The organism is Vibrio sp. bablab_jr001, assembly GCF_016464285.1.
Taxonomy (GTDB): domain Bacteria; phylum Pseudomonadota; class Gammaproteobacteria; order Enterobacterales; family Vibrionaceae; genus Vibrio; species Vibrio fluvialis.
The window spans coordinates 545,767-561,905 of sequence record NZ_JACDWZ010000092.1 but is presented as its reverse complement, the minus strand read 5'-3'; the positions used below and the strand labels follow the sequence as shown (position 1 = coordinate 561,905).

The 16,139-nt window shown below is 51.2% G+C and carries 19 protein-coding genes; 8 read left to right on the top strand and 11 right to left on the bottom strand.

All coding sequences use genetic code 11. From position 1 onward, the window contains the following. Position 1 precedes the first annotated feature (1 nt). From JIG40_RS16250 to tsaA, 4 genes are all read right to left on the bottom strand, one after another. On the bottom strand, positions 2–205 hold the full coding sequence (locus JIG40_RS16250) for a YaeP family protein (protein ID WP_020431399.1): 204 nt from the start codon (positions 203–205) through the stop codon (positions 2–4). Positions 206–308: 103 nt separating this feature from the next. Continuing rightward, positions 309–956 (bottom strand): tellurite resistance TerB family protein, encoded by a 648-nt coding sequence (locus JIG40_RS16245; RefSeq protein ID WP_158151421.1) that lies wholly within the window; start codon positions 954–956, stop codon positions 309–311. Between the two features lie 107 nt (positions 957–1,063). After that, entirely contained in the window at positions 1,064–2,779 is a 1,716-nt protein-coding gene (locus JIG40_RS16240) for a proline--tRNA ligase (protein WP_199465645.1), read from the bottom strand. A gap of 146 nt (positions 2,780–2,925) precedes the next feature. Further along, positions 2,926–3,621 (bottom strand): tRNA (N6-threonylcarbamoyladenosine(37)-N6)-methyltransferase TrmO, encoded by a 696-nt coding sequence (gene tsaA / locus JIG40_RS16235; RefSeq protein ID WP_044367787.1) that lies wholly within the window; start codon positions 3,619–3,621, stop codon positions 2,926–2,928. 245 nt (positions 3,622–3,866) lie between these two features. Between tsaA and JIG40_RS16230 the strand changes: the two genes are divergently transcribed. The 3 genes from JIG40_RS16230 (at position 3,867) to JIG40_RS16220 (ending at position 6,059) form a co-directional block, all read left to right on the top strand. Then, on the top strand, positions 3,867–4,124 hold the full coding sequence (locus JIG40_RS16230; RefSeq protein ID WP_158151420.1) for a type B 50S ribosomal protein L31: 258 nt from the start codon (positions 3,867–3,869) through the stop codon (positions 4,122–4,124). Next, positions 4,125–4,250 carry a type B 50S ribosomal protein L36 gene (ykgO, locus tag JIG40_RS16225; protein ID WP_038152722.1) on the top strand — a complete coding sequence of 42 codons (126 nt, stop codon included), beginning with the start codon at positions 4,125–4,127 and terminating at the stop codon, positions 4,248–4,250. 222 nt (positions 4,251–4,472) lie between these two features. Then, positions 4,473–6,059 (top strand): AbgT family transporter, encoded by a 1,587-nt coding sequence (locus JIG40_RS16220; protein ID WP_199465644.1) that lies wholly within the window; start codon positions 4,473–4,475, stop codon positions 6,057–6,059. Positions 6,060–6,109: 50 nt separating this feature from the next. On the opposite strand, the gene JIG40_RS16215 is transcribed toward JIG40_RS16220, so the two are convergent. Both JIG40_RS16215 and JIG40_RS16210 read right to left on the bottom strand, forming a co-directional pair. Further along, the gene (locus JIG40_RS16215; protein WP_024374112.1) at positions 6,110–6,571 is read right to left on the bottom strand and encodes a YaiI/YqxD family protein; all 462 of its coding nucleotides are present in this window, start codon (positions 6,569–6,571) and stop codon (positions 6,110–6,112) included. After that, positions 6,571–6,861 carry a hypothetical protein gene (locus tag JIG40_RS16210; RefSeq protein WP_158151419.1) on the bottom strand — a complete coding sequence of 97 codons (291 nt, stop codon included), beginning with the start codon at positions 6,859–6,861 and terminating at the stop codon, positions 6,571–6,573. Before JIG40_RS16210 ends, JIG40_RS16215 begins: the two co-directional genes overlap by 1 nt. An 845-nt stretch (positions 6,862–7,706) precedes the next feature. On the opposite strand from JIG40_RS16210, the gene JIG40_RS16205 reads away from it, so the two are divergent. Further along, entirely contained in the window at positions 7,707–8,234 is a 528-nt protein-coding gene (locus JIG40_RS16205; protein WP_020328099.1) for a GNAT family protein, read from the top strand. Here JIG40_RS16205 and JIG40_RS16200 read toward each other — a convergent pair. After that, complete coding sequence (locus tag JIG40_RS16200) at positions 8,191–8,493, bottom strand: DUF3301 domain-containing protein (protein ID WP_020328098.1); 303 nt, start codon at positions 8,491–8,493, stop codon at positions 8,191–8,193. The two genes, JIG40_RS16205 and JIG40_RS16200, sit on opposite strands and share 44 nt — an antisense overlap. 5 nt (positions 8,494–8,498) lie before the next feature. Next, on the bottom strand, positions 8,499–9,536 hold the full coding sequence (locus JIG40_RS16195) for a DUF3549 family protein (protein WP_154184668.1): 1,038 nt from the start codon (positions 9,534–9,536) through the stop codon (positions 8,499–8,501). An 80-nt stretch (positions 9,537–9,616) separates the two neighbouring features. Here JIG40_RS16195 and JIG40_RS16190 point away from each other — a divergent pair, with 80 nt between their 5' ends. Continuing rightward, positions 9,617–9,928: a YqcC family protein gene (locus JIG40_RS16190; RefSeq protein ID WP_020328096.1), complete on the top strand. Its 312-nt coding sequence runs from the start codon at positions 9,617–9,619 to the stop codon at positions 9,926–9,928. Next, positions 9,928–10,659, top strand: a complete 732-nt coding sequence (gene truC / locus JIG40_RS16185; protein ID WP_020328095.1) for a tRNA pseudouridine(65) synthase TruC — start codon at positions 9,928–9,930, stop codon at positions 10,657–10,659. The genes JIG40_RS16190 and truC overlap by 1 nt, the downstream gene beginning before the upstream one ends. A gap of 69 nt (positions 10,660–10,728) precedes the next feature. Here truC and dxs read toward each other — a convergent pair whose 3' ends face one another. The 3 genes from dxs to xseB are packed head-to-tail and all read right to left on the bottom strand — an operon-like array spanning position 10,729 to position 13,763. Next, the gene (gene dxs / locus JIG40_RS16180; protein WP_055452215.1) at positions 10,729–12,594 is read right to left on the bottom strand and encodes a 1-deoxy-D-xylulose-5-phosphate synthase; all 1,866 of its coding nucleotides are present in this window, start codon (positions 12,592–12,594) and stop codon (positions 10,729–10,731) included. A 20-nt stretch (positions 12,595–12,614) separates the two neighbouring features. Further along, a complete protein-coding gene (gene ispA / locus JIG40_RS16175) occupies positions 12,615–13,499 on the bottom strand; it encodes a (2E,6E)-farnesyl diphosphate synthase (protein ID WP_047463088.1) in 885 nt (294 codons plus the stop codon). A 21-nt stretch (positions 13,500–13,520) separates the two neighbouring features. Next, positions 13,521–13,763: an exodeoxyribonuclease VII small subunit gene (xseB, locus tag JIG40_RS16170; RefSeq protein ID WP_024374628.1), complete on the bottom strand. Its 243-nt coding sequence runs from the start codon at positions 13,761–13,763 to the stop codon at positions 13,521–13,523. Positions 13,764–14,262: 499 nt separating this feature from the next. Between xseB and pomA the strand changes: the two genes are divergently transcribed. Continuing rightward, a complete protein-coding gene (gene pomA, locus JIG40_RS16165) occupies positions 14,263–15,027 on the top strand; it encodes a flagellar motor protein PomA (protein WP_020328091.1) in 765 nt (254 codons plus the stop codon). 9 nt (positions 15,028–15,036) lie between these two features. Further along, complete coding sequence (locus JIG40_RS16160) at positions 15,037–16,002, top strand: flagellar motor protein MotB (protein ID WP_024374629.1); 966 nt, start codon at positions 15,037–15,039, stop codon at positions 16,000–16,002. The last annotated feature ends 137 nt before the right edge of the window (positions 16,003–16,139 follow it).

Below are 16,139 nucleotides of genomic sequence, written 5' to 3'. Positions count from 1 at the left end.
TTCAGTCCTCGAAATCAGAAATCAGTAAGTTGGCCGCCGCAAACGCCGCTTTTTCACGGGTTTCCTTGGGTAGGGAGGTGTCAGCAGCGATGTCATTGAGTGCGCGCACTGCGCAGGAAATCGCCTGCGGCACGTACCCTTGGTCACCACTGCCAATCTGTGCGTAAAGTTCACGCACCAATTCACAACACGCGTAGACTTGCATGGTTTTGTCCTCGAAATAGAATCTGTGTCCAATATACACACACAGCCAGTCGCTGACAAAACTGTGGTTTGCGCTGGCGCAATCTCTTGGTGTAATTGGTGAATTATTCTCCGCGCACCTGCTGATTGAGGTCAGCAATCAGTGCATCATCCAGCCGCATCTGTTTGCCAAGCTCACGCAAATACGCTTTTTCCATGAAGTTCTGTTCATCGACAATCAACAAGGAAGCGAGATAGAGCTCCGATGCTTGGGCTGGCGTCTGAGCCAGAAGGGCGATTTCAGTGGGATCGAGCGGCTTTTTCAGTTCTTGTTCGATCAGAGTTTGCACGCTGGCATCGGCTCCGAGTTCATTCACAGCCTGGTTGATGTGCGCCATTTCCTGTTCATCGACATGGCCATCCGCTTTGGCTGCGGCGATCATCGCCTTAAGAATTAACAGCTCATGACGTGGATTGTGCTCATCAAAGGTGGCTGAGGGTGGGGCAGAGGCGGGCTGTTTGGCTTGCCAGTCATTGTAAACCTTATACGCCAGTGCGCCTAAAGCGGCAGCGCCGCCGATTTTCAAAGCACTCTTGCCAAGTTTCTTACTTTTTTTCGACCCCATCAGAATGCCCAGTAAGCCGCCACCGAGCGCGCCGGCACCCAATGTGGCGAGTTGGCTTTTGTCTTTGGTGAGTGACTGTGCCTGCTGAGTGCCTTTCTGCACCAAGTCTGAATTAAGTGCTTGATTGAGTAATGCTTTCAGATCCATAAATCACCTCCTTGAGTGTGTTTACAGTCTAAGAAGCACAACATGAACTGAGGATTAATTGCATAAAAAAAGCTGCCCGAAGGCAGCTTTTCAAACTCAGTTGGCGATTAAGCCATTTGTGCTTTGATGTGTTCAACGATCTGGTCGATGGCAATCGAAGTCTTCTCACCGCTGCGGCGGTTTTTATACTCGAAGTTGCCTTCGTCCATACTGCGATCGCCAATAACGATCGTGTGTGGCACACCAATCAGTTCCATGTCAGAGAACATTACGCCCGGACGTTCTTTACGGTCATCAAACAGTACGTCGATACCTGCAGCGCTCAATTCCGCGTACAGTTTTTCTGCTGCTTGCTGAACGCGCTCTGATTTGTGCATGTTCATCGGTACGATCGCAACCTGGAACGGTGCAATTGCATCAGGCCAGATGATGCCGTACTGGTCGTTGTTCTGTTCAATGGCAGCGGCCACCACACGAGAAACACCGATACCGTAACAGCCCATTTCCAGAATGACGTTTTTGCCGTCTGGACCCAGAACGCTACAGTTCATTTTCTCTGAGTAGTTGGTACCCAGTTGGAAGATGTGACCCACTTCGATACCACGTTTTAGCATCAGGGTACCTTTGCCACATGGGCTAGGATCGCCCTCTACCACGTTACGCAGGTCTGCCACTTTACCCAGTTCAACGTCACGACCCCAGTTGATACCGAAGTAGTGCTTGCCGTCGATGTTCGCGCCTGCGCCGAAATCACTCATCACGGCCACAGTGCGGTCAACGATGAATGGCAGTTGCAGGCCAACAGGACCCAGAGAACCAGGGCCTGCGCCGATCAGCGCGCGAATTTCTTCTTCGCCGGCCATTTCCAGTGGCGATGCCACTTCTGGCAGATTTTCTGCTTTGATTTCGTTCAGTTCGTGATCGCCACGGACCAGCAGCGCAACGATAGGCGCGTCGATCTTGTCAGAGGCTTTCACAAACAGAGTTTTAATGGTTTTCTCGATTGGCAGACCGTGTTGCTCCACCAGTTCCGCGATGGTTTTCGCGTTTGGCGTATCAACCAGAGTCATTTCCTGCGTTGGCGCTGCGGCTTCTGCGGCAGGAGCAATCGCTTCTGCTTTTTCGATATTGGCTGCGTAATCTGACTCAGTTGAGAAAACGATCAGGTCTTCACCACTTTCAGCCAGTACGTGGAATTCTTGTGAACCGTTACCACCAATGGCACCGCTGTCTGCCAGCACTGGACGATAGTCCAGACCCATACGGTCAAACGCTTTGCAGTAAGCGGCGTGCATTGCATCATAAGATTTTTGCAGACCATCTTTGTCGATGTCGAAGCTGTATGCGTCCATCATCGAGAATTCACGTGCACGCATCACACCGAAACGAGGGCGACGTTCATCACGGAACTTAGTTTGAATCTGATACAGGTTCAGCGGCAGCTGCTTGTATGAGCTCACTTCATTGCGCACCAGCGCAGTGATCACTTCTTCAGCAGTCGGGCTAAGAACAAACGGACGAACGTGACGGTCAGTAAAGCGAAGCAGCTCAGGACCCATCTTTTCGCTGCGTCCTGTCTCTTCCCATAGTTCAAACGGCTGAACAACGGGCATCAAAGTTTCGATTGCACCTGCATTATCGATTTCTTGACGAACGATGTTTTCGACTTTACGCAGCACGCGCAGACCAGTAGGTAGCCAGGTGTATAGGCCTGAAGCTAGCTTACGGATCATACCCGCACGTAGCATGAGCTGATGGCTCACAACTTCTGCGTCGTTTGGAGTCTCCTTCAGAGTAGAAAGAAGATATTTACTGGTACGCATTTAGGTATCCGTTTTTCAAAGTTTTAAGGAATCGCCGAGACTTTCCCCTGAGTTCACAACCAATGAAGGCGGCATCACAGGCAGGTAAAGTGGCTCGTGGCGACTAAAATAAATCAGCCGCTAATAATATCAGCCAATTGCTTTTGTCAAAAGCGTTCTATTGCGGTGACGGTCACTAAGTTGCCGTTGACCATGAATTTGACGTTCAGATCGTACAAATTGACCGCATATTCTTTCATATCCGGCTTGTTTTTCTTATATGCCGGGCGCGGATCCTGTGCCAGCACTTCGCCAATGACCGCCTGTTGCACCTGACCATCTGGCAGGCGCTGTAATGTCTCGAGTGCGGCTGCGGAAAACGTGACTTCAGCTTGCTCGGGTTCCGCTTCTGCGTAGCCTCCCTGAGCATCAGCAATGCTATCGGAATAGGGAATGTAGGGTTTGATATCGATGATTGGCGTGCCATCGACCAGATCGACACTGCCCAGATCGAGATAGATCTGATCGCCTTGTTTACTGACTCCACGTAATTCAACCGCGGACATTCCGATGCCATTCGGACGAAACGTCGAGCGCGATGCCAGAACACCGATGCGCTCATTGCCACCAAGGCGAGGCGGGCGAACCGTTGGTTTCCAGCCAGCCTGCAGGTTCTGATCAAACAAAAATAGCAGCCACAAGTGGCTGAACTGCTCGATGCCTCGCACGGCTTCCGGGCAGTTACTTTCTCCCAGTAGTTTGACCCGCGCGGTCGCACTCGGGACTAAGCGTGGCTGACGTGGTACGGCAAACTTTTCTTTATACGGACTTTCGATAACGGCAATCGGTTCGATGGTGTGCATAGTTTCCTACTTAAACTGTCGCCCTGATGCGAACGACGAATCTTTACCCTCATCAGCAATGATGAAATCGGAATGATCAATGCGCCATCCTAACTCTTTGTTTCCGATGAAGACTTGGCTGGCATCATGACGAATAGGCAAAAAATATCACATTCCTGCCCATAAATCGCTTGCAAAACGGCATTGGTGAGAATTACTATTATTTAAAATGTTATAACATAACAATTTAAGAGAGGGGATCTCAAATGAGGGAAGGTATTCACCCGGAATATCGGGAAGTGGTATTTCATGACACCAGTATTGATCACTATTTTGTTATTGGTTCAACGTTGAAAACCGAACGCACCGTTGAATGGCAGGGGAAAACGTACCCTTATGTGACGATTGAAGTCTCTTCAAAGTCGCATCCGTTCTATACCGGCAAACAGCGTGTTATGCAGCAGGAAGGTCGTGTGGCCAACTTTAATCGTCGTTTTTCCCGTTTTGGGGCAAAGGAGAAGTAAATGAAGGTACTGAGTTCACTCAAAAGCGCAAAAAACCGCCATCCAGATTGTCAAATCGTAAAGCGTCGCGGGCGGTTGTACGTAATTTGCAAAACTAATCCGAGGTTCAAAGCGGTTCAACGATAAGTAATTGTTGCTACTGATATTGGGTTGGTTAGGTATTATTTTATCTTATGTAAAGTTGGTGGTTTTTTAATCTAATAATTAAGTCATTGGTGTTACATAATTCTGATTTTGAAAATATTTGTAACATTTTCGATTTTTATTTGTTCCCTCCCTCAAGTACTCTGCGCCAGCTTTTGACATTTCTGTCACATATGCTCAGGAATTACTACAAGGAGGGAACAGATGAGTTCATCTGCTTCAATAAACCAACCAGCACCAAAAAAGTCCTTTTTTACCCGCTTCTTAGATGGTGTTGAGTATTTGGGGAACCTTTTACCCCATCCCATTACACTTTTTGCCCTGTTCTGCTTAGCGATCCTGCTGGCTTCCGGCATTGCCGGTTACTTTGATATGTCTGTGATGGATCCGCGTCCGGAAGGCGCCAGTGGTCGTGCCGCGGACGGTATGATTCACGTGGTGAGCCTGCTCAACGCTGAAGGTCTGCAACTGATCGTCACCAATCTGGTGAAAAACTTTGTCGGCTTTGCACCGCTGGGTACTGTTCTGGTCGCCATGCTGGGTGTTGCGATTGCTGAATATTCGGGTCTGCTGTCTGCCGCGATGCGTGGTCTGGTGATGGGCGCTTCTCAGCGCATGGTGACCATCACTGTTGTGTTCGCCGGCATTATCTCTAACACGGCTTCCGAGCTGGGTTACGTGGTTCTGATCCCACTGGCAGCGATGCTGTTCCATTCTCTGGGCCGCCATCCGCTGGCTGGTCTGGCGGCGGCGTTTGCCGGCGTATCCGGTGGATATTCTGCGAACCTGCTGATCGGCACTGTGGATCCGCTGCTCTCGGGCATTACCGAAGCCGCAGCGCAGATGATCGACCCAACCTACACTGTTGGTCCTGAGGTGAACTGGTATTTCATGTTCGTGTCGACGTTCTTTATCGCCGCGATGGGTGCGTTTGTTACCGAGAAAATCGTTGAACCGAAACTGGGCGAATACAAAGACGAAGAAGCCTCTGAAGATCTGTCGAAAGACAAAATGGGCTCACTGACGGCGCTGGAGAAAAAAGCGCTCAAATGGGCGGGTGTGGCTGTACTTGTTGTGAGTGCCTTGTTGGCTTGGACCGTGGTTCCGGCGGATGGCATTCTGCGTTCGGCGGATGGTCAGATCGCAGGTTCTCCATTCCTGAAGAGTATTGTGGCGTTCATCTTCGTTTTCTTCGCGATTCCGGGTTTTGTCTACGGCAAGATTGTCGGCACGATGAAAACAGACCGCGACGTGATTGATGCCATGGCAAAATCCATGTCATCGATGGGCATGTACATCGTCCTGGTGTTTTTTGCTGCCCAGTTTGTTGCGTTCTTCAAATGGACCAACTTTGGTCAGGTGTTTGCGGTTGCGGGCGCTGAGTTCCTGCAAAACATTGGTCTGACTGGCCCGATGCTGTTCTTCGCTTTCATTCTGATGTGTGGTTTCATCAACCTGATGATTGGTTCGGCATCGGCTCAGTGGGCGGTTACGGCACCGATTTTCGTTCCGATGCTGATGCTGGTTGGCTATGCGCCAGAAGTGATTCAGGCGGCGTACCGTATCGGTGACTCGACCACGAACATCATCACGCCAATGATGAGTTACTTTGGCTTGATTCTGGCGGTAGCCACACGCTACATGAAGAATCTGGGCATTGGTACACTGATCGCGACCATGCTGCCGTATTCGGTGGTGTTCATTGTTGGTTGGAGCCTGCTGTTCTACGTGTGGGTATTTGTCTTTGGCCTGCCTGTGGGTCCTGGCGCGGCAACGTACTACACGCCATAAGCATCAAATGCTGTTGAACAATGAAAAACCTGCGCTTAGCGCAGGTTTTTTTATGGGCGTCGGTTTTGCTGGAATTTAGCCAGAATGCGATCAAGGTGATTGGCAAATTCACGACGTTCGGTCTGCGAGAGTGCAGAAGGGCCGCCAGTCTGAATGCCGCTCGCGCGCATGGTATCCATAAAGTCGCGGATATTCAGGCGCGCTTTGATGGTTTCCGTGGTGTAGAGCTCTCCGCGTGGGCTGAGCGCCAGAGCCCCTTTGGCAATCACTTCATCGGCCAGCGGAATATCCGAGGTGATCACCAGATCGCCGGCGGCTACACGCTGCACGATTTCGTTGTCCGCCACATCAAACCCACTGGCGACTTGCAGGCTACGGATGTTATCGCGTTTAGGGACCGGCACCAGGTGGTTGGCAACAAAAATGCATTCAATACCGGTACGCTCAGCGGCGCGGACCAGAGTTTCACGAATCACTTTCGGACACGCATCCGCATCAACCCATAACTTCATCATGCCTGACCTGCCAATTTTGCTTCCAGTGCCTGCAAACGCTGCGTTAAATCGGCGACCTGTTGTTCCAATACGCTGATGCGATCAGTTTGGTTAGCCGATGTGGCGGCAATCTCAATTTTTGGTACTCGGTTGGCGCTTTTCCAGCTTTTAATCGCCGTAATCAGCGCAGGCATCGGAACCGAGGTCGATAAACGGGCTTTTACCAGAGCTACGCTGGGCTCTTTTCCTTCGTTGTGCAGGCTGGTCAGAATAGCTTCCAGTTCCTGAGTGATATCTTTAGTGAGCATCTTTTGTCCCTTTTCTTTGACTGGGTCGATCTTACTGATATTTCAGTGATAGCAAAAGAGGGAATGCTTTGTAAGAGATCTCGCACAAAACGTGTAAGAGAACGGATTTTTGTTGCAGGAAATTCACTATGTAATCGATTTAAATTAATGATTTTAAATGTTTTTTGTTAATTTTCTGAATTGTAGCCAAAAATAATTATTTAGCGGGCATTGCGAAAAAAGCGCAGCAGCGTAAATTGAACTCTGTCGGAAGGGAACTGACACGGATTTGGATTCACCACTGGACGGTGGCTTCAGGATGAAAATGGCGATAACGGATACATCGCCACACGGAAGACAGGATTTCGAACGGAATCGACAGTTTACACGGAGTAAACTGGCAAGGAATGCACAGGACACCTCGGGATGAGGTCGGAACACCATCAGGATGATGGCAAGGACACCGCTCAGGGAACAAGTGATGTGCGCTAACCGGGATGTGTTAGCAATAGGGAATAACGGACACCGCTAGGACGGCGATGCGAGGAAGAGGCAGAAGGATTCTGTCACTATTATGGATGATGCATGGAGCAATCATCAGTAGCCGGACTGCTGCGAGTAAGACTTAAGCCCCGATGCCCAGCGCATCGGGGCTTTTCTTAATCTCCCAATGCGTGGCTTCTTCAGGTTGCCTGGCGTCCAGCGCTCACAGGATGCGATTACTGCTAATAAATTTGTAAAATAACAAATAAATCGCAACCCAGATCAATGATATATCGTTCCAGTTGGTTTAATTTTCGGCTTCTTTCCTGTGCTTAGGAAAGGGCCTTTTGGTTATTCGGAATTGTTGTAAACAAGGATTGTCCGTGACAATAGTGACACGCAGAACGCTTGTTATTCCTTACACAGAATCATTTGAGTCTGATTTTTTGATGCTCAACTGCTGTGCGAAAAACCGCGCGCAAATGAACGGCCCGAAAACGGTCGCCTCCGCAAAACAACTCTTTCAACGTGTGCTGCACGATCCTTCCCTGCATGCGATGGCGGTGCTCGACAACTACAATCGTGAATACATGGGACATGTGTTTGTCGAGGTTGAAGACGGCCATGCTGAGCTGGGTTATATCTTCGATAAAGCATATTGGGGACAAGGACTGGCAAGCGAAGCGCTGCTGGCGTTTTTTCCTAAGATGTGTCAACGCCTCGGGTTGGAAAAAGTGGTCGCGACGGCCAACCTGCAACATTACGCCTCGATAGCGATTCTTCACAAGCTTGGTTTTCATCTGCTGGGGACCAACGAAGATGTGTTTGGTCCGTATTACGAATTTGCCTGGTTGAAAGAGGAAACGGCTACACCATTCGATGCGGTGGCACATGGAATGCCTGCGGCGTAAAGCCGCGCATGATCAGATGGCCCTGATAACAGTCGTCACCGAGGGCTGAAAACTCAAAATAGTACACCGTATGCCAACGCCAGCGATTGTCTGGCGTTTTCCATTTATGGCGCCCAAACGACACGCTGAGCAGTTGTAAATCCAGTTCATCACACTTACGTGCGATTCGGGCCTTGGCCAGTTCAGACTGACGACGCTGCTGCCAGAAGGCAAAACACACCAGGCAAAACAGCAGGATAGTGAGCAGGTCGCCAATCATTCGCTTTACCCTTTCGTCGATTGTTGCAGGTTCAGCAGTGCTTGCGCCAGTTCTGGTGACGGGCTGGTATGCAATAGCGGCAGCAGTACCATACGCAGTTCTGGCAGCATGACTAAATCGGCAAACAGCTGGTTGAACAGCGACTGATTACCGCTTTGCGCCAAACGCAGCAAAAAGCGCTGTGCGCGACCGCTGTCGCTGAGCATTGACCAGCTGCGACCCGCAATACCAATCAGCACTTCCGGATGGCTCAGACGCGTGCTGCTTAAGACCGTATCCAATACGTCACTTTGTATCGCAGCCGGCGCGCCGGACAGGGCTCGCACCAGCGATGAAAGCAAAAACAGATCCGGCTCTTGCGCGTTCATCTCGGCATCAGCAAGCTCTTTGATTCGCGCAGCCAGTTTCTCAGGCAATTGTATGTGTTCCAGTGCGCCGAGCAAGGCGTATAACGGCTGAGCCGGAAGGTGATGGAGCGCTTTACGCAGCGTGACGCCATTTTGCTCCTGACCCAGACGGGCACAGATGTCCGTGATCCCCTGCAAGCCAACGGTTTGCCAGTTGTCCCAGCCTAAGCCACCGCCGAAGTAGTGCTGCGCGTGTTCATAATACTGACTGCATGGCAGGCCGAGATTGGCGCGGATCTGGCTGTGGAACACGGCCATTTTGTCTTCGGCGGGTTTGAACGTGTAAGGGTTGTTGGCCAGCTTTTGTTGCTGTTCGTCGCTCAGTTCCTGATTCAGGCGCGTCCCCATGGCTTCAATCACGTATTTGATGAACTGGCCGACATCGGCCTGAGCCAGTAATCCTCGTTCATCCAGTGTGAATTTCAGAAACCAGATCCAAGGCTGTTTGGATTCGTTCCAGTACACAATGGCCAAATGCGCCGTGCGTTTCAGCGGATAAGGGTAGGGCTGGTAGCCGAGTTCAACCTGTTCAAATTGAGCCACATCAATGGCTTGAATGCGGCGGCCTAAGTCAAACACCTGATAGTGACAGCCGCTGTTTTTCAGCAGGGCGCTGAGAGTATGAATGGTATCCATGGGAGCAAATTGGTCCTAACTTTCTTTGTTCAATAGATGGTATCATTCGCCGCTAATTCAAGGCCAGGAAGTAAAGATTAATGACCGCCGCCACACTTTTCGTGTTATTGCAGCAACTGGAAGACGAACTTCGTCAATCCGGTGTCTGGCAAACCGCTGCACCCGCTGAGCATGCGTTGCAAAGCACGCAACCTTTCGCGCTGGATACACTTGAGCCGCATGAGTGGCTGCAGTGGATTTTTCTACCACGTATGCAGCAGATGATAGAGCAGCAGATGACCTTGCCGAGCGGCTTTTTGTTGTCACCCTATTTTGAAGAAGTGTGGAAAGAACGCGAGGAATTTGCAGCGGTGATGTTGGTCTTAAATCGAATCGATAAGGTGTGTCAGTAATGCTGGAAATCATTTATCAGGACGAGTACATCGTGGCTGTCAACAAGCCTGCGGGCATGTTGGTGCATCGCAGTTGGCTCGATAAGCATGAAACCCAATTCGTGATGCAGACGCTGCGCGATCAGATTGGTCAGCATGTGTTTCCGTTGCACCGTCTCGATCGCCCGACCTCCGGGGTATTGGTGTTTGCGCTGTCCAGTGAGATTGCCGCCAACATGATGCCGATGTTTGCCAATCATGAAATGGAAAAAACCTATCATGCGATCGTGCGCGGCTGGATTGAAGAGGGGGATGTACTTGATTATCCGCTTAAAGAAGAGCTGGATAAAATCGCCGACAAGTTTGCCAAGCAGGATAAAGAGCCACAGTCAGCAGTGACGGCGTATCAGCCATTGGCCAAAGTCGAAGTGCCGCATTCCACGGGCAAGTTTCCCACTACGCGTTACTGCCTGATGGAAATGAAACCCAAAACCGGACGTAAACATCAACTGCGTCGCCATATGGCGCATCTGCGTCATCCGATTGTCGGTGATACTACTCACGGCGATGGCAAACACAACCGTCTGTATCGTGAAGTGTATGACGCGCAGCGTCTGATGCTGCATGCCAGTGAGCTGCGTTTTATCCATCCTTACACGGAACAGGAGCTGGTGCTGCGAGCCGGGTTTGACCCAATCTGGCAGCGCCTGTTTGCGCAGTTTGCGTGGAATGACCCTCAACCTGCGGTCTGATTCTCTGACCAGTAAACACAAAAAAGCCTTCTCACTGAGAAGGCTTTTTCAATTTGGTGCACCGACGCATTATTTGGCGAGGTAGTCACGAACCGCGCGTTCAATGCCAGCCGCATCCAGTCCCAGCTCGTGGTGCATCTCTTCTTGCGTGCCCTGAGCAATAAACCGATCCGGCAGACCCAGATTGAGGACTGGCTTGATGAGTTTATGTTTCATCATAAATTCCACCACACCCGCGCCAGCGCCGCCAGCGACCACGTTCTCTTCCAGCGTCACTAACACATCGTGCGTGTTGGCCAGTTCGCTAATCAGGGCTTCATCCAGTGGTTTGACAAAACGCATGTCAGCCACCGTAGCGTTGAGTGCTTGCGCCGCTTCGAGTGCGTATGGCAGCAGAGTACCGAAACTTAAAATCGCCACTTTCTCACCTTCGCGCATGATGCGGCCTTTGCCGATTTCCAGAGCCGTGAAGTCACTTTCAATCGTTACCCCCATCCCGTTACCGCGTGGGTAACGCACAGCGCTTGGCCCTTGGTGCTGGTGGCCAGTGTAGAGCATCTGACGACACTCATTTTCGTCCGCCGGTGCCATGATCACCATGTTCGGAATACAGCGCATAAAGCTGAGGTCAAACGCACCCTGGTGAGTCTGACCGTCCGCACCGACAAGACCGGCACGGTCAATCGCAAACATCACTGGCAGGTCCATGATCGCGACATCGTGGATCAGTTGATCGTAACCACGCTGCAGGAAGGTGGAGTAAATCGCCACAATCGGTTGATGACCCGCGATCGCCATACCAGTTGCCAGCGTTACCGCGTGCTGTTCTGCAATCGCCACATCAAAGTATTGTGATGGGTACTCTTTCGAGAAACGCACCATACCGGAGCCTTCGCGCATTGCCGGCGTGATCGCCATCAGCTTAGGATCCTGTGCGGCCATGTCACACAAAAAGTCACCAAAAATTTTCGAGAAAGTCGGCTTAGTACTGGTGCTTTTGGGCAGTGAGTCGTGGCTCGGATCGAATTTCGGTACGCCATGGTAGCCAATCGGATCTTTCTCCGCCGGCTCATAGCCTTTACCTTTTTTGGTCATCACGTGCAGGAACTGCGGACCTTTCAGTTCACGCATGTTTTTCAGCGTTTTGGTCAGTTCCAGAACGTCATGGCCATCAACCGGGCCGATGTAATTAAAGCCCAGCTCTTCAAACAGAGTGCCCGGCACCACCATACCTTTGAGATGCTCTTCGGTGCGGCGAACCAGTTCTTTGATTGGCGGAACGCCCGACAGCACTTTCTTGCCGCCTTCACGAATCGAGGTATAGAGATTACCGGATAGCAGCTGCGCCAGATGGTTGTTCAGTGCGCCCACGTTTTCTGAAATCGACATTTCGTTGTCGTTCAGTATCACCAGCATGTCTGGATGGACGTCGCCGGCGTGGTTCATCGCCTCAAACGCCATACCAGCGGTAATCGCACCGTCGCCAATCACGCTGACCACTTTACGGTTCTGGCCTTCTTTGCCCGCACAAATGGCCATACCCAACGCGGCACTGATTGAGGTCGACGAGTGACCAACAGACAAGGTGTCGTATTCGCTCTCTTCACGCCAAGGGAACGGGTGCAGGCCGCCTTTCTGACGAATGGTTGGCATCTGCTCACGGCGGCCAGTCAGAATTTTATGCGGGTAAGCCTGATGGCCGACGTCCCAGATCAGTTGGTCAAATGGGGTGTTATAGACGTAATGCAAAGCAACAGTGAGCTCAACAGTGCCCAGGCCAGAAGCCAAATGGCCGCTGGATTGGCTGACTGAGTTCAGCAGATAGGTTCTCAGTTCATCACAAAGCGTCGGCAGCACTTCTTTTGGCATGCTGCGTAATTCATCCGGCGTATTTGCCAGAGCCAGTGTCGGATATTTTGAAATATCAAGAGTCATAGTTATGCGCGCTTATAGTGTTAATTTTTGCGCTCGATGACGTATCGGGCGAACTCTTCAAGATGCTCAGTATTGTACGGAATCGCTTCCAGTGCCTGAAGCGCTTCTTCAAGCAGCGCCTGAGCTTTATTCATTGCTCCTTCCAGACCTAATAGAGCCGGATAGGTACTTTTATTGAGTTGTTGATCAGAACCTTGTGGTTTGCCCAACGTTTCGGTGTCACTGATGATATCGAGAATGTCATCCTGAACCTGGAAAGCCAGACCGACCGCATCTGCGTACTTATCGAGATGAGGCAGCACATCCAGCCCTTTCTGACCCGCCGCCATCGCTCCCATGCGGATAGCGCAGCGCATCAGTGCGCCGGTTTTATTGCGGTGGATGTTTTCCAGCTCTTCCAGTGTCACCATGCGGTTCTCGGCCGCCAAATCTAATGCCTGACCCAGACACATGCCCTGAGCGCCAGACGCTTCTGCCAGTGCCTGAATCATTTTTACGCGGTTCACTTCACCAGCGGCAGACAGTGAGCCTTCTGCGAGAATAGTAAACGCCAGCGTTTGCATCGCATCACCGGTCAGAATTGCGGTCGCTTCATCAAACTTAATGTGGCAGGTTGGTTTGCCGCGACGTAACTCGTCGTCGTCCATCGCCGGTAAGTCGTCATGGATAAGCGAGTAGGCGTGAATACACTCAATCGCGGAAGCGGGAGTGTCCAAATCACTCGGCTCACAGCCCAGCATTTGTCCGGTGATGTAAACCAGATAAGGGCGAGCGCGTTTGCCGCCCAGCAGCAAACCGTAACGCATCGCGTCAATCAGCGGCAGAGTCTGGTTCGGCAGACGGTTTAACCACAGGTCAAGCTGCTCATTATTTCTTTGTTGAAAAGAGGATAGAGCCTCAATCATAGGGCACTCTTTAGTCTTCGTTTATTCAGGCAAATCGGTAAAGTCACTCAGCGGCGCTTCGTCGCTGTTGCTGAGCAGAATGCTGACGCGCTGTTCGGCTTCGTCGAGCTTAGTTTGTCCGGAGCGAGCCAGAGCAATGCCGCGCTCAAATTTTTTGAGGGCTTCATCTAACGCCAAATCACCGTTTTCCAGTTGATCAACCAGTTCATCTAACTCCTGAATGGTTGCTTCGAAGGACATGTTTTCAGGTTTCTTGCTCGCCATAATCGTTTTGCCTTGGGAAAGATGCACGAAAGTTACCTTAGGGCGTTGTGATGGTCAAATTTAACCAAGCAATTTTGTCAGAAATACAACGCTTTTTAGCGGATGCCGAGACCGAAAAGCAAAAATGGCACCGGAGTCTGAAACTTGGCTTGGATTTCTGTGCTGCCCGCAGGTGCATCTTAGCCGGATTTGAGTATACACTGGGAAAAGCATATCACTGCCCGGTAGGGCGTGCCGCCGTTTCAAGCAGATTTTTGCGCAAATTGTCGACTCAAGACGAGTGGCAGTGGCGAAAGCGTCGCTCAATCCTGAGAAAATGAACAATAACTCAGCAACATAGAGGACGTGCGGACGTAACAATGATAAATAATCTTGTCATCACAGACAGGGGAGAGCGTGGTATGGTGCCACACTTCCTGAGAAAAAAGTTAAAGAATTTATTCTCTTGCCGATAACGAGAGTAATCTCTAATCGCGAATGAACAGCAGAGGAGCGCTTCGTGGATTTAGCAACGCTGATAGGTCTGATTGGTGGCTTAGCATTTGTCGTCATGGCGATGGTCTTGGGCGGCAGCATTATGATGTTCGTCGATGTCACCTCTATTCTGATCGTAGTGGGTGGTTCGCTGTTCGTCGTGTTAATGAAATTTACGATGGGTCAGTTCTTCGGTGCCGCCAAAATTGCCGGCAAAGCGTTCATGTTTAAAGCCGATGAGCCAGAAGACCTGATCGCGAAGATCGTGGAAATGGCTGACGCAGCGCGTAAAGGTGGTTTTCTGGCTCTGGAAGAGATGGAGATCTCCAACTCTTTTATGCAGAAAGGCATTGATCTGCTGGTGGATGGTCATGATGCCGATGTGGTGCGTGCCACGCTGCAAAAAGATATTGCCCTGACTGACGAACGTCATGAGGCCGGCACGGGCGTGTTCCGCGCGTTTGGTGATGTTGCTCCGGCGATGGGGATGATCGGTACACTGGTTGGTCTGGTGGCGATGTTGTCCAACATGGACGACCCGAAATCGATTGGCCCGGCCATGGCGGTGGCTTTGTTGACCACGCTGTACGGTGCGATTCTCTCTAACATGGTGTTTTTCCCGATTGCCGACAAACTGTCGCTGCGCCGTGAACAAGAAACGCTCAACCGCCGTTTGATTATGGATGGCGTGTTGGCCATTCAGGATGGCCAGAACCCGCGTGTGATTGACAGCTACCTGAAAAACTACCTCAATGAAGGTAAGCGCGCGCTTGATGTCGACAAAGAATAAGCGGAGTGAATGATGGAAGAGCAAAAGTGCAAATGTCCGCCTCCTGGGCTTCCGGCCTGGCTGGGGACCTTTGCTGACCTGATGTCACTCCTGATGTGCTTCTTCGTACTGCTGCTTTCGTTTTCGGAAATGGACGTACTGAAGTTCAAGCAGATCGCCGGTTCAATGAAGTTTGCCTTTGGTGTGCAAAACCGTCTCGAAGTGAAAGACATTCCGAAAGGGACCAGCATCATCGCTCAGGAGTTTCGTCCCGGGCGTCCTGAGCCGACGCCGATTGATGTCATCATGCAGCAAACCATGGACATCACCCAGCAAACGCTGGAGTTTCACGAAGGTGACTCTGATCGTGCCGGTGGCACCCAGCGTGATGCCGGCCAGTTGACCGGTGGTCAGTCTCCGGAAACTTCCACGCAAAATAACCAGAACACCGAAGCGCAGCAGCAACAGCAGCAAGCGCAGTCTCAGGCGATGTCAGAAGAGATGGAAACGGTACTGGAAAGCATTAAGAAAGCGCTGCAACGAGAAATCGAGCAGGGTGCGATTGAAGTGGAAAACCTCGGGCAGCAGATCGTTATCCGAATTCGCGAGAAGGGCGCATTCCCTGAAGGTTCCGCCTTCCTGCAACCGAAATTCCGTCCGCTGGTACGCCAGATTGCCGATTTGGTCAAAGATGTTCCGGGCATTGTCCGAGTGTCTGGCCACACCGACAATCAGCGTATTGATTCTGAGCTGTATCGTTCGAACTGGGATTTGTCCGCGCAGCGCGCGGTGTCGGTGGCGCAGGAGATGGAAAAAGTGAAAGGCTTCAACCACCAACGCCTGCAAGTACGCGGTATGGCCGATACGGACCCGTTGGGGCCGAACGACACTGAAGCCGAGCGCGCTCGTAACCGCCGAGTAGAAATCAGCATCATGCAGGGTGAGCCGCTCTACAGCGATGAAGTCCCATCGGCACAGCCCGCGACCAACCAATAACGCGACATAGAGTCCGCTCACAAAGGCAAGCTAACCCGCTTGCCTTTTTCATAAGCTTTTCTCTGTGGCGAGAGATCGTGTATAATCCCGCCCCCTTAGCGGTGCTGAGCGCCACACAGTCGTGCCTGCCAGTGAAT

Coding starts and splice junctions, on each gene's coding strand:
- JIG40_RS16250 (WP_020431399.1), bottom strand. CDS start 205: ATGCAAGTCTACGCGTGTTGTGAATTGGTGCGTGAACTTTACGCACAG.
- JIG40_RS16245 (WP_158151421.1), bottom strand. CDS start 956: ATGGATCTGAAAGCATTACTCAATCAAGCACTTAATTCAGACTTGGTG.
- JIG40_RS16240 (WP_199465645.1), bottom strand. CDS start 2,779: ATGCGTACCAGTAAATATCTTCTTTCTACTCTGAAGGAGACTCCAAAC.
- tsaA (WP_044367787.1), bottom strand. CDS start 3,621: ATGCACACCATCGAACCGATTGCCGTTATCGAAAGTCCGTATAAAGAA.
- JIG40_RS16230 (WP_158151420.1), top strand. CDS start 3,867: ATGAGGGAAGGTATTCACCCGGAATATCGGGAAGTGGTATTTCATGAC.
- ykgO (WP_038152722.1), top strand. CDS start 4,125: ATGAAGGTACTGAGTTCACTCAAAAGCGCAAAAAACCGCCATCCAGAT.
- JIG40_RS16220 (WP_199465644.1), top strand. CDS start 4,473: ATGAGTTCATCTGCTTCAATAAACCAACCAGCACCAAAAAAGTCCTTT.
- JIG40_RS16215 (WP_024374112.1), bottom strand. CDS start 6,571: ATGAAGTTATGGGTTGATGCGGATGCGTGTCCGAAAGTGATTCGTGAA.
- JIG40_RS16210 (WP_158151419.1), bottom strand. CDS start 6,861: ATGCTCACTAAAGATATCACTCAGGAACTGGAAGCTATTCTGACCAGC.
- JIG40_RS16200 (WP_020328098.1), bottom strand. CDS start 8,493: ATGATTGGCGACCTGCTCACTATCCTGCTGTTTTGCCTGGTGTGTTTT.
- JIG40_RS16195 (WP_154184668.1), bottom strand. CDS start 9,536: ATGGATACCATTCATACTCTCAGCGCCCTGCTGAAAAACAGCGGCTGT.
- JIG40_RS16190 (WP_020328096.1), top strand. CDS start 9,617: ATGACCGCCGCCACACTTTTCGTGTTATTGCAGCAACTGGAAGACGAA.
- truC (WP_020328095.1), top strand. CDS start 9,928: ATGCTGGAAATCATTTATCAGGACGAGTACATCGTGGCTGTCAACAAG.
- dxs (WP_055452215.1), bottom strand. CDS start 12,594: ATGACTCTTGATATTTCAAAATATCCGACACTGGCTCTGGCAAATACG.
- ispA (WP_047463088.1), bottom strand. CDS start 13,499: ATGATTGAGGCTCTATCCTCTTTTCAACAAAGAAATAATGAGCAGCTT.
- xseB (WP_024374628.1), bottom strand. CDS start 13,763: ATGGCGAGCAAGAAACCTGAAAACATGTCCTTCGAAGCAACCATTCAG.
- JIG40_RS16160 (WP_024374629.1), top strand. CDS start 15,037: ATGATGGAAGAGCAAAAGTGCAAATGTCCGCCTCCTGGGCTTCCGGCC.